Source organism: Streptomyces sp. NPDC006872 (assembly GCF_040635845.1).
GTDB lineage: Bacteria > Actinomycetota > Actinomycetes > Streptomycetales > Streptomycetaceae > Streptomyces.
On the sequence record NZ_JBEYIL010000004.1, the window covers coordinates 374,149 to 386,743 of the forward strand.

General features: G+C 71.8%; 4 protein-coding genes and 2 pseudogenes. 1 reads left to right on the forward strand and 5 read right to left on the reverse strand.

What is annotated here, in order from left to right; all coding sequences use genetic code 11:
- Positions 1-25: 25 nt before the first annotated feature.
- Positions 26-184, forward strand: a pseudogene (locus ABZ725_RS14895) (DNA/RNA helicase domain-containing protein); the annotation flags it as partial.
- Between the two features lie 163 nt (positions 185-347).
- Here ABZ725_RS14895 and ABZ725_RS14900 read toward each other — a convergent pair.
- The 5 genes and pseudogenes from ABZ725_RS14900 to ABZ725_RS14920 all read right to left on the reverse strand — a co-directional run bounded on the left by ABZ725_RS14900 (position 348) and on the right by ABZ725_RS14920 (position 12,238).
- A complete protein-coding gene (locus ABZ725_RS14900) occupies positions 348-731 on the reverse strand; it encodes an HNH endonuclease (RefSeq protein WP_358803089.1) in 384 nt (127 codons plus the stop codon).
- Positions 676-891, reverse strand: a pseudogene (locus tag ABZ725_RS14905) (methyltransferase type 11); the annotation flags it as partial. The gene ABZ725_RS14900 and the pseudogene ABZ725_RS14905, both read right to left, overlap by 56 nt.
- 345 nt (positions 892-1,236) lie before the next feature.
- The gene (locus ABZ725_RS14910) at positions 1,237-9,765 is read right to left on the reverse strand and encodes an amino acid adenylation domain-containing protein (protein ID WP_358803090.1); all 8,529 of its coding nucleotides are present in this window, start codon (positions 9,763-9,765) and stop codon (positions 1,237-1,239) included.
- 293 nt (positions 9,766-10,058) lie between these two features.
- Positions 10,059-11,180, reverse strand: coding sequence for a 2-ketoarginine methyltransferase (locus ABZ725_RS14915; RefSeq protein ID WP_358803091.1), 1,122 nt, complete (start codon positions 11,178-11,180; stop codon positions 10,059-10,061).
- Complete coding sequence (locus tag ABZ725_RS14920) at positions 11,177-12,238, reverse strand: histidinol-phosphate transaminase (protein ID WP_358803092.1); 1,062 nt, start codon at positions 12,236-12,238, stop codon at positions 11,177-11,179. The genes ABZ725_RS14915 and ABZ725_RS14920 overlap by 4 nt, the downstream gene beginning before the upstream one ends.
- Between the last annotated feature and the right edge of the window lie 357 nt (positions 12,239-12,595).

Here is a 12,595-nt window from a genome sequence, read left to right on the forward strand (position 1 = left end):
TTCGCACCGGATGGCGATACCGCAGAGCCCGGACGCCGACGTGGACCGCCTGATCCGCAACACCTACAAGGTTCTGCTGACCCGGGGCATGGTCGGCACGATCGTGTACTCGACAGACCCGGAGACGAGGGAGGAGCTGCGGGAGCTCGCGGGTGGGATGGCGCGGCAGACCGTACCGGGCTGACGGACGGGCAGGCACCATGCGCTCAGACGATGTCGCGAGCCCAGTGGGCAGAGGCTGCCGGACTCGCGCTGGAAGAAGGCGGCGAGTGTGTCTTTGGCGCCTCTGGCCCAGGCGGCACTCGCACAGAGTCGGAGCACGAGTGCCGAGCGGCGTACCTGAGCCGCTATTTCCTCGTCAGCGAGTTGAGCTCACACAGAGTTCGGTGGTAGCGCAGGTATGTCTCATCGATCTCATGGTCGACGTGCCGACGGAGACGGCCCAAGGAGTTGCCCTCGTGGGTCCGTCTGACGACGCCGTCGATATCGATGCAGATCTCGAGACCGTCGAAGAGAACGTGGTGGTTGGGGCAGAGACAGAGCAGGTTCGGCAGTTCGTCCGGACCGTCGTGCGGGGACCCGAGGCCACGGATGCGGGCGGCCTCGCTGTAGGGCCGGCGCCTGTACTGAAGGCGGGTCTCACAGATCTGGCAAGCACGGCCGTGCAGTTCCTTAGCCGACGTCGAGCACCCGCCCGGGCGTGAGTCCGGCGACCTCGGCCACGAGCGCACCGTTGGGCCGGCCGCTCCACAGCTGTTGTCGGTCGGCGTATCGGTTGTCCCACTCCGCCCGCACTGCGGGGTCTCCGACGTATCCGTCGGCAGGCAGGAGAGCGTCGGGTGCGGGCGGTCCCACTGGGATGTTGTCGGTTACGGGGCCACCGTCGCTCATCGTGTCCCGGTCACGCCACTGCTGTTGCCGGTCCGGCAAAACGGCGTCCACGGGGCGAGGAACAGCCTGGCGTAGCAGTCGCTCGACGGGGCGATCCGGTCCGCCCTGCCGATGGCTCAGGGGCCGGTGGCCCTTGTCTTGCCTGACATCGTTGTCGCGGGGTCGGACACGCCGCTGACGGCGATGCTCCGCGCGCAGGTCGCCGCCGATCAAGCATGGTTCGGCCTCCCGCAGGGCGAGGCGAATCAGGGTGCACGATTTCACGTACGCCGCCCGGGAGGCGTCGTCGACGGCGTCCAGCACGGTGGAGTACTGGTCGGGGAGGCTGGTGTTCGGTGTTTCCTTTCAGTTCTCTCGTTTCGATGGTGTGTTGGTCAGTGGGGATTGCGCTGTGGGTGTCGGGGACGGTGTGAAGGCGCCGTTGTAGCAATCGTGGCCGGTCGTGGGGGTGAAGATCACGTCCAGGAGGGTGGCGTCCGGACTCGACCAGGTGACCAGGACGTCGAGGCCGAGGTCACGGCCCAGCAGATGGAATTCATGCGGGTCAGGCGCGCCCGGCCATGCGGGGGCGGGGAGGCCGTCGGCCTGTCGCGCGATCGTGAGGTCGGCGAGGACGCGGGTGTGGGGAACTCCGGCGACGCGGACCGGCAGGAGGCGGTCCGGCGAGGTCAGCGCGGTCCTCAGGGTGTCGATGCCGGTGACGTCGGTGCCCCAGTGCAGTTCCGGTACGTGGGCGAGCTCGACGGGATGGGCCGGGGCGGTGGTCAGGACGACGTCGTAGCGGTAGCGGGTGAGTTCGTTGGCGGCGGTGCCTGGCTTGGCACGGATGTCGACGGCCGCGACCGTCTCCAGCCGGGCGGCGAGGGTCGTGAAGTATTCGGGTGCGACGAGGAGTTCGTTCTCCGCCGCGACCGCGGCGTCGATCAGGGCCCGGAGGGTGCCGGGGTCGGCGTCGGGCGAGCGGTGGGCCTGTACACCGGCCGTGAGGCAGCGCTGCAGGTGCAGGTTGCGTACGTCACCGACGTAGAGGCGTCCGCCGGGGGCGAGGAAGCCGAGGGCGGTGGTCAGGACGCGCGTGAGGTAGGCCTCGCCGGGGAAGTACTGCACGACCGAGTTGAGAACGACGGTGTCGAACGAACCGGGGGTGAGGGGACCGGTCTCGTGCGCGGGCTGAGCGATCAGTTCGGTCCGCTCGCGCAGTTGGGGGTGTGCCGTCACATGACGGCCGAGTGTGGCCACGGCCACCGGTGACAGGTCGGTGCCCACGTAACGCTCGCAGTGCGGTGCCACGCGGGTCAGCAGGGCGCCGCTGCCGACGCCGATCTCCAGCACCCGGCGCGGCCGGAACGCCAGAAGCCGGTCCACCACGGCGTTACGCCACTCGCGCATCTCGCCCACCGGGATGGGGGCGCCGTCGTAGCTGCTGTCCCAGCCCGAGAAGTCCTCGCCCATCGCGTCCCACGACCCGGTGTAGGAGGCGTCGTAGACACCGCGCCAGGTCTCCAGCCACTCGGATTCGGACTCGGACTCGGCGCGGTCAGCCGACGGGCCGGCCGGCCGCTGCCCGGCGGGGGAGCGCAGGCGTTCGTCGGCCCGTCGCTGTTCGGTGTCGCGATCCTCGATCTCGGGGTCGGGGACCGCGTCGGGCAGATGGTCCTCGACGAGCCGCAACGGCCGGTTGAACCAGGCCCGCAGCGTCCACAGGGTCAGCAGCACCCCGCTGACGACGATCACCAGGGCGAGGCCGCGTCCGGGACCCGTGCCGAAAACGGCACCGGCGGTCCCGGCCAGCGCACCGCCGGGCATGAGCGCGGGCCGGAAGACGTGGTCGCTGAGCGGGCCGATCACCAGCTGGGTGAGCGGCATGGCCAGCGTGACCATTGTGATGAACAGGGCCAGGACACGACCCTGCAGCTCCAGGCCCACCTTCCGCTGCAACAGCGCCACCCAGTGGCCGTCGATGAGCGACTCGGTGAACGCCATGGTGAACATGCCTACGACCAGCACCCACGGATGGTCGCCGAGGCCGACCACGAGCAGCCCGAGGTTGTTCACCCCCATGAACAGCAGCATCCCGTGGGTGCGTCGGCCGGTACCGCCCCAGACGCTCATTGTCAGCGCGCCGAGCAGCGCTCCCAGGCCGCCTGCGGACAGGACGACGCCGAGAGTGGCGGTGCCGTACTCGATGAGCACGAGCGGGGTGATCAGCGCGAAGCCGGCCGCGTACAGGAAGTGGTCGACGGCGAAGTAGCGGAGCATGGCGAGCAGTCCGGGACGCTTCGCGATGTACCTCCAGCCGTGGACGATCTCCGCGCGTACGGATTCCTCGCGCCGTCTGAACAGCCGGTCGGGGAAACGTACGAGGAGCAGGGTGGTCACGGCCACGAGGAAGGTGCCGATGTCGATGAGGAGGATGGTGGACAGAGGCGCGAGGGCGAGCAGCCACGCGCCGAGCATGGGGGCGAACAAGGCGCCCGCGCCGGTGCCGAGTTGGGCGATACCGTTGGCGTTGCCGAGGAACGGTTTGGGGACCAGCTGCGAGACCGCGGCCAGGTAGGCGGGGCGTTGGAAGGCGGTCGTCACCGAGGTGACGGCGCACAGCAGGTACACGGACGGCATGGACAGCCGGTCGGCCGAGATGAGGCCGATCATGCCCAGGGTGGCGAGGGCGCCGGTCGTGTCGCTGAGGATCATGACGGTACGGCGGTCGTAGCGGTCCGCGACGACGCCGGCGACCGGGCCGAGGAGCAGGCCGGGGAGAAGGCTGATCGCGGCGACGAAGGCGAACGAGGTGACGCTGCCGGTCTTGTCGAACACCCACAGGCTCATGACGAGTTGGCTGAGCGCGCTGCCCACCGTGGAGACGAACTGGCCCGCCGCGACGACGGCGAACCGCCGCAGCTCGTCGCGCGGTGTGTCGCGGCGGGACCGCTTGCCGGCCGGTGGTGGAAGTGGCGGCGGTGGGGCGTCAACCGTCTGCGCCGGAACCGGGGGCATGGTGTCCGGTGCGCCGGTGCGGTCGGCCCACGCGGTCAGTTCGCCGGCCAGCTCGGGTGCCTGGTGTTTGAGGAAGCCGTGGCCGGCCTTGGGGATGACGGCGAGGCCGACGCTGCCGGCGTAGTGCTCCCACTCGTGGTGGCGCTCGGTGTAGAGCTCGGTCACCCGGTCCTTGGAGCCGACGACGCTCAGCAGGGGCGCACGCAGAACGGGAGCGCCCTCGCGGCCGTAGGTGCGCGCGTAGTAGTCCTCGGAGCCGCGTTCGTCGTGGCGGACGGACCGCATCGCGAAGGCGTACTCGGCCGGGTCGGTGAAGTCGGCCATGCCACCGCCCAGGGCGCGGATCTCCTCCAGGATGGCGCGGTCCGACACGAGCCGGTCGACGGGCAGGGCGCGGTACAGCCAGTCGAAGAGACGCCCGGGGAGCCGGGCCATGGGGAACATCGCGCCGATGGCGACGCCGGCCAACGGCAGTCCCGCGGCCTCGGCGCGCAGACCGAGTTCGACGGTGAGGGCCGAGCCGTGGCAGTGCCCGTACAGGTGGAGAGGCCCGGACAGGTCGCGCATCTCCTCAAGACAGCGGTCGACGAGTTCATCGAAGGACGGCGCCTCCTCGTCGGGGCGGCTCCAGTCGCGGCCCGGGACCTGGAGGGCGTACACGTTCCAGTCGTCCGGCAGGGCCCGGGCCAGGGGTTCGAAGGAGAGCGCGTGGCCACCGGAGTACGGGATGCACACCAGCGTGGCCCGGCCGCCGCCGGGGCGGGCCGGGGTGAAGCGCTGCAGCAGTGCGCCGGGCCGGTCGTCGCCGGCCTCCGCAGACTCCTCGGCACCGGTGAGCCGGTCGAGGTGGGCCGCCAGGCGCCGCACGGTGGCGTGCCGGTACAGCTCCACCAGGGCGACGCGTACGCCGAAGCGCTGCTCGGTGAGCCGGACCAGCCGCAGCGCCGCGAAGGAGTCCCCGCCCAGTTCGAAGAAGCCGTCCTCGACGCCCACGTCCCGGTGGCCGAGCACGTCGGCCCACAGGGCCGCCAGTTCCTTCTCGGTGGTGCTGTGGGCCCGTGGTGACTCCTGTACGTCTGTGGCGGGCGGCGGATCGGGCAGGGCACGCCGGTCGGTCTTGCCGTTGGCGCCGACCGGCAGGGCGGGGAGAAGAACGGTCTGGGCCGGTACGGCGTAGTGCGGCAGGACGTCCTGCATACCCCGGCGCAGGTCACCGGTGGCGGGAGGCCGGTCCGGGTCGGACGCCACCGCGTAACCGACGAGGCGGGTCACGCCCCGGGGGTCGGTCCTGAGGGCGACGGCCGCCGACCGCACACCCGGCTGGGCGGCGAGCGCGGCCTCGACCTCGTCCAGTTCGATGCGGTGACCGTTGAGCTTGACCTGGTCGTCGAGGCGGCCGACGAACTCCACCACGCCGTCCGCGCGCAGCCGTGCCCCGTCGCCGGTGCGGTACATCCTGGCTCCGGGTACCGGCGAGAAGGGGTCGGGACGGAACCGCTCGGCCGTCAGCTCGTCCCGCTCGTGGTAGCCGACGGCCACGCCCGGACCGCCGATCCACAGCTCGCCCGTCACACCGAACGGCACGGGCTCGGCGTACCCGTCGAGGACGTAGAGGCGGTTGCCCGGATAGGGCCGGCCGATCGGCAGCGGAGCCGAGGCGGGAAGGGCTCCGACATCACCCTCGAAGTACGAGTTGTCGACCGTGGCCTCGGTGACGCCGTAGGAGTTCACCACCCGGCCGGCGGGGCCGACCAAGGACAGGGCGCGGCGGTACTCGTGGACGTACCACTTCTCGGCGCCACCGGCGAGGATGCGGACGGTTGGCAGGACGGGGGCGGTGTCGCCGGACTGTCGGCGGACCTGCTCCACGTGAGTGATCAGGCCGCGCAGGACGGTCGGCACCAGTTCGGCGACGTGTACCTCCTCGTCGCGAAGCAGGGCGAGCAGCGCCGGCGGGTCCAGCAGTGTCTCGTGCGGGCAGACGACCAGGCGTCCGCCGGTGGCCAGGGCCCTGACGGTCTCTCCGACGAAGACGTCGAAGGAGGAGTTCGCGGCCTGGAGGTGCGACCAGCCGGGTTCCAGCGCGTAGGCCTCCTGCCACATGGCGACGGCGTGCCGCAGGTTGGCGTGGGAGACCACGACCCCCTTGGGCAGGCCGGTGGTGCCCGAGGTGTACAGGACGTACGCGGGATCGGCGGCGGATGCCGAAGTCCCCGTCGGCGGCGACTCGTTGTGGTCCGGGGCGTCCGCGTCCTCGCGGGTGACGTCGACGACCGGTGTGCCGTCGTCCGGACGGAACGTCGTGGAGGGGGTGGTCAGCAGCAGTCGGCAGCCGCTGTCGGTGAACATGTGCCGCAGCCGCTCCGCGGGATGTTCCGGGTCGAGCGGTACGTAGGCGGCGCCCGCCTTCCACACGGCGAGTACCGCGGCCTGGGTGAGCGGTCCCCGCGGCAGGTGGATGCCGACCCGGCTGCCGCGGCCGACACCGGCCCGCCGCAGGCACCGGGTGATCCGCTCGGCCTCCTCGTTCAGGCGCTGATAGCTCCAGTGCTCTCCCAGGTGGGTGACGGCGGGCGCGCCGGGGGTGCGGCGCGCGTGTTCCTCGAAGAGCAGGTGGACTCCTCCGCTGCCGTCGGTCTCGGTGGCTCGCCCGGAATGAGGGTCCGGGGTCGCTCCCGCGGCCACGACCTGCGCGCGTTGCGCGGAGGTGAGTACCGGCAACCGGTCGACGGCCAGGCCGGGCCGGTCGGCGGCGGCCTCCACCACTGTCAGCAGCTGCTCCAGCAGCCGCCGGGCGGTCGCGGCGTCGAACAGCTCGCTCGCGTACTCGACACCGAGGGTCGGACCGGCGGCGGGAAAGTCGAAGGTGAAGGTGAGGTCGAGCTTGGTGGTCCCCGGATGGGTGTCCCCGAGGTGCTCGACGCGGACGGGGCCGCACTCGTACGTAGCCACCGGGGTGTTGACGACGATGAGCATCACCTGGGTCAGCGGGCCCCGGTCGGCGTGGGCGCGTACACCGAGGGCCCGCACCAGGGTGTCCAGCGGCTGGTCCTGGTGGCCGAGGGCATCGAGGACAGTCTCGTTCGCGCGGCGCAGGACGGTGGCGAAGTCGGCGGAGCCGGACAGGTCGGTGCGCAGCGGCAGCACACTGATGTAGGCGCCGACGCCGTGCTCGTCGCTCTGGTCCGCGCGGTGCGCGAACGGGGTCAGCACGGTGATGTCGGTGTGTCCGGTGAGCCGGGCGAGGAGCGTCTGCAACGCGGCCAGCAGGAACGTGTGCGGGGTGGTGCCGGCCGAGCGGGCCGCTCGTTCCACCCGGGCCATGAGTCGGGGGTCGATCCGCTGTTCGGTCTTCGCGCCGGCGAAGGACCGGACGGCGGGCCGCGGCCGGTCGGCGGGCACCTCGACCGTGGTGTCGACGCCGTCCATACGCGCGGTCCAGTGCGCCAGCAGCTCAGCGGTCGGGGCCGGTTCCTGGGTCCGGGCGTGGACGTCGTTCAGGTGCGCGGCGTAGTCGGACGGCGTCCGGAGTCGGCCGCCGCCGAGCGCCTGGGCGAGGTCGTCGGCGAGGACGGCGGCCGACCAGCCGTCGAAGACCAGGTGGTGGACGGCGACGACCAGTTCCCACTCCCGCTCTCCCAGGCGCGTGAGCGTGGCCGCCAGCGGCGGTCCCGCCGCCAGGTCGAGAACGGTCCTGCCGCGGGCCGCCGCCAGCTCGGCACGCCGCGATTCCCGCTCGGCGGGCGGCAGTCGCGTCAGGTCGTGCTCGTCGACGTGTATCGCGGGGGTATGGGCGCCCGACAGCATGACGGGTTCGTCGCCATCTCGGCGGAAGACGGCGCGCAGGGCGTCGTGCCGCTCGACGACCGACCGCAGTGCCGTCACCACCGCGGAGGAGTCCTCCGGACCTGTGACGCGGTAGCGCAGGCCGAGAGTGTGCATCGGGGTGCCCGGCTGGAACTGCTCGGCCAGCCAGGCGTCCCGCTGGAACGGGGTGAGGGGCAGCGGCCCTGTTGGCCGCGCGGGGCCCGGGTCCCGCTCGTCAGCGGGCCGGGAGATGTTCTGGGAGATGGGCGACGCACGTTCCACCAGACGGGCCAGGGCGGCGACGGTGGGGTTGGCGTGCGCGTCCGCCGGTGTCAGTCGCACGCGCAGGGCACGCTCGACGCGGGCCAGAACGCGCAGCACCGTAAGGGAGTTGGCCCCGAGCCCGACGAGGGTGTCGTCGGCGCCGACCGTCTCGACGCCCAGCACGTCGAGGATGATCTCCGCCAGGGCGTGCTGGGCGGGTGTGGTGAGCGGGGTGGCGGGCGCTGCTTCGGCGTCGTCGGACGGGAGAGGAAGGGCGGCCAGCGCCGCGGTGTCCACCTTGCCGCGCGAGGTCATCGGGAAGGTGTCGACCTGGAGCAGCCGGGACGGCACGGCGTGGTCCGGGAGCTGGGCGCGCAGGGCACCGGTCAGCGCGGCGAGGTCGAGGCGCGGGCCGGACCCGGCCGGCCGGACGTAGCCGACGAGCATGGCGCGCCGCTCGTCGTAGCGGACCACGGCGTCACGGACCGTGTCGTCGCGGAGGAGTGCCTGCTCGACCTCCTCGGGTTCGACGCGGAAGCCGCGGACCTTCAGCTGGCGGTCCGTGCGGCCCAGGTGGAGCAGGGTGCCGTCGGGCAGTTCGCGGACGAGGTCACCGGTGCGGTAGTACCGCGTGCCGTCGGAGGCGGTGGAGAAACGTTCGGCGGTCAGCTCGGGCAGCCCGACATAGCCGTTGCCCACGGTGGGTCCGCCGATGTGGAGTTCGCCCTCGCCGTCCGCGGCCGGGGTGCCGTCCGGTGCCACGAGGCGGACCCGCACGCCCGGCAGGGGCCGGCCGATGGTGGGCAGCGCCTCGTGGCGGTCGACGGCAAGGGGTCCGGCCAGGTCGTCCCAGGTGGCGACAACGGTGGTCTCGGTGGGCCCGTAGACGTTGACGAGCCGGACCGCCGTCCGCCCGTGCAGCCGCCGCCAGTCGTCGAGCCGGTCGCCGCGCATGGCCTCCCCGCCGACGCTGACGATGCGCACGGACGGCGGCAGCGGCACGTGGTCCTGCGCCATGGCGTCGACGACCTCGTGCCAGTAGGCCGTCGGCAGATGCAGCACGGTCAGCGACGACCGGTGGCACCAGTCGAGGAGGTCGCGAGGAGACGCCGGTTCCCCTTCGTCCCGTACGACGACGGTGGCCCCGGCCAGCAGGGGCGGGAAGATCTCCTCGACGCAGCCGTCGAAGGCTGTCGAGGAGAACTGCAGGACACGGTCGCCCGGGGCCAGTTCGTATCCGGCGGCGATCTCACGACTGAAGTGCTCCAGCGCCCGGCGCGGGATGCCGACGCCCTTGGGCAGGCCGGTGCTACCGGACGTGTGGATGATGTACGCGAGGGCGTCCGGAGTGACGGCTTCGGCCGCAGTGGACGTGTCCTCCGCCTCCTGACCGGTCGCAGCCACGCTCTCCTTCGCGCTGTCGCCGACCGGTACGGGAGGTACGGGCGGCGACAGCGGGCGCAATCCCGCCGCCAGGAACATCTCCCCCCAGCGCTCGTGGGTGACGACCCGTGTCACGCCGGCGCGTCCGGCGGTGTCGCGCAGTCGTGCGGCGGGCGTCGCCGGGTCCAGCGGGACGAACGCCGCGCCCTCGGCGAGCAGGGCGAGCATGGCCACGACGGTGTCGCGGCCACGACGGGCGCAGAGGGCGACCCTGTCGCCCGGCCGTATGCCTTCGCGGCGCAATAAGCGGGCGTAGGCGGCCGTCAGGACGTGCAACTCACGGTAGGTGAGCTGCGTACGGCCGTCGACGACCGCGACGGTGTCCGGGCGGGTGTCGGCGTGCCACGCCAGTGCGGCGAGCACCGGGGGAGTGGCGGCATGTACGGGACGCGGGCAGTCGGGCACGGTGGCGTCTTTCAGTGGGTTGGGCGGGAGAACCAGGTGTGGGTGCGTGCCGGGGCGAGTGCGGAACAGGGAGAGAGGCAGGGCAGGGGGCAGGAGGGAGCCAGGGCGAGGGCGCGGCCCTGGGGAGGGCGTGAGCGGGGCGCGCGGGGACGCCGGCCGTCGGCGTCGGGCGTTGACCGGTCGGCCGCGGCCGACCGGTCCGTCATGTCAGGCGTGACGAGGTGTGACGCGGCCTTGCCCCCGCCCTCGCGTCAGACGCTCTCGCCGCCGCTGCCCCTCAGCAGATAGCCGAGCTCCAGGCCGGTGGAGTCGACGCGCGGGTCGGGATGCGCGAACGCCTCGGTGCGCAGACCGGCGCGCTCGAACAACCCGTCCCAGAACTCCCGCTTCTCCAGCCGCTGTTCGGTGATGACATGCAGCAGGTAGTACGGGTTGTAGTAGGCGCGGCCGAGTGCGTGGGCCATGGTGGCCGGATCGTCGAAGCGGTTGTCGACCTCGATGACCAGCCAGTGCGCGTCGGGCCGGTGCGCCATCGTCTCGCGCAGCAGGTTCTCGACCGCGCCGGTCCCCTCCTGCTCCAGCATCTCCTGGAGGACGAAGGCGGTGAGGAAGCAGACCGGGCCGTCGTCCGGGAGCACGACCGTGCCGGCGTCGCCGGCACGGCCCCGATGGATGGTGATCCGGTCGGCGAGGCCTTCGGCTGCCACCCGCTCCGCAGCCAGCCGGCTCGAAACCTCGTCCGGTTCGACGCCGACGCCACGGAGTCCGGGACGGCTGCGGACGAGTTCGGTCAGGAAGGCGGCGTCGCCGCAGCCCAGGTCGACCACGGTGAGTCCGTCCCCGGGCAGGCCGTCGAGCAGTTGGTTGGCCAGGGGCAGAGCGTCGTACATGCTCATCCCGCACGATCCGGCGCCCACCTTGGCCCCGTCGCGCGTGGCCCACGGCGCGCCCTCGCGGAGTACCGCGCCGAGCTGCCCGAAGGTCTGGGCGTATCCACCGACGAGCAGGGTGTACCAGGGGCGGAAGGGCGCGAGGGCGCGTGCCTTGGCGGTGAGGTGCCAGCGGGGTTCGGCGTCCGGGACGTGCTGTGCCAGATAGCCCTCGTTCGCGAGGTATCGGCACAGTCCGCCCAGCCGCTCGGCGTCGAGACCGTGCCGCTTGGCGAGGTCGGCGGTGGTCAGGCCCGGTTCCCCGGCCAGAGTGTCGTAGACATCGTTGTCCATCACTGTGTACAAGGCGTGTGCCAGGGCGAGATGACGGATCGGCTCGATGGCCTCGACGAGCCGGTGCTCGAAGTCGGTGGGGACCGAGTGGGCCGGTATGGAGTCGGCCTGGTGCGAGTCGGCCGGTACGAGGTCGGGGGTGGTGCTCACGGGGTCGGTGCTCCAAGGGGTCGGGAGGTGAGGCGGGATAAGGGCACATGGGTGTGGACGCTGTCGAGCGCCGACAGGAGGCGGGTGAGGTCGTCGGCCGTACCGACGGAGATCCGCAGCCAGCCGGCCAGGCCCAGCGGAGCGCAGTCGCGCACCCACACATCGGCCTCGGCCAGCGCCCGTGTGACGTCGGCCGAGTCGCTTCCGGGGAGGCACCGGCACACGACGAAGTTGGCGTGAGTGTCGCGGACCTCGGCGAACAGCGGATGCCGACGCAGCGCACGGACGTACCGGGGCCGCAGCGTCAGCACCTGCTCCCGGATGCGGGCACGGTGTTCGGGGTCCTCCAGGGAACCGGCGAGTGCGTGGAGGGCGACCGAGTCGACCGAGTGGAACCTCTGACGGCGGCTCAGCTCCCGAATCAGCGACGGGGCGCCGATCAGAGCGCCCAGGCGGATGCCTGCCAGTCCGTGACTCTTGGAGAAGCTGCGGAAGTGCAGCAGCCGCGGATGCCGGCCGGCTGGGCGCGAGGCAGGTGCCCAGGCCGCGGGGTCGTCGGAGAAGTCGGCGTAGGTCGTGTCCAGGAAGACCAGGTCCGCCCCGTGCACGACGTCGTCGAGCCAATCGGCGCGGAACAGGCTGCCGGTGGGGTTGTGCGGCTGGGCGACGAAGACGGTACCGCGGCCCTTGAGCCGGTGTGCCGCGACGGTGGGTTGCCAGTCGGCGTCGAGGCCGATCCGGTTCATGGCCACGCCGCGGACGACGGCCCGGTCGGGGTATGAGTCGAACCCGGGCGACACGTACCAGGCGGTGTCCGTGAGGGCGAGGACCAGGTCGACGGCCTCGTCCACGCCGTTGGTGAGGAGCACGGCGTCACAGCTGACGTTCTCGTCGGCCGCCACCGCCGCCGTGACCTCGCCCAGGAGGCCCCGGGGATAGCGGTGCAGGGCGGTGGACGCCGCTCGTACCCGGGCGATGCCACGGGGCGAGGGACCCAGGGGGCATTCGTTCCAGTCCAACCGCGTGCCCGAGTAGTCACCGTGAGGGGTGCTCTCCATCCGGCCTCCGATCAAGTGTGTTCGACCGCCCAAGGCTGCGGCGCTGTCGGGACCGGGAGGTGAACATTGGGGAAATGCGAGATCACGCACTCCGGAAGTCCGACGGTCAGTCAAATCGGTGGTGACCCCAAAGGGATCGAGCGGGAGGTGTGTGCCATGCTCACGCTCTGCCAAGCCCGGCGAACGGTCATGATGGAGACCGCCCCGTCCGGCCGGGTACTGACCCCGGCCGCTCCACTTCACCGTCGCCCTGGCCACAGCTCGGTCGCAGGTTCCGATGCGGTGTGAGAGCTCGTCCGTTCGTTGTCGGAGGCCGTACGTGGCCACCGTGCCGACAGCCGCCCGGCCGCTGGGGTG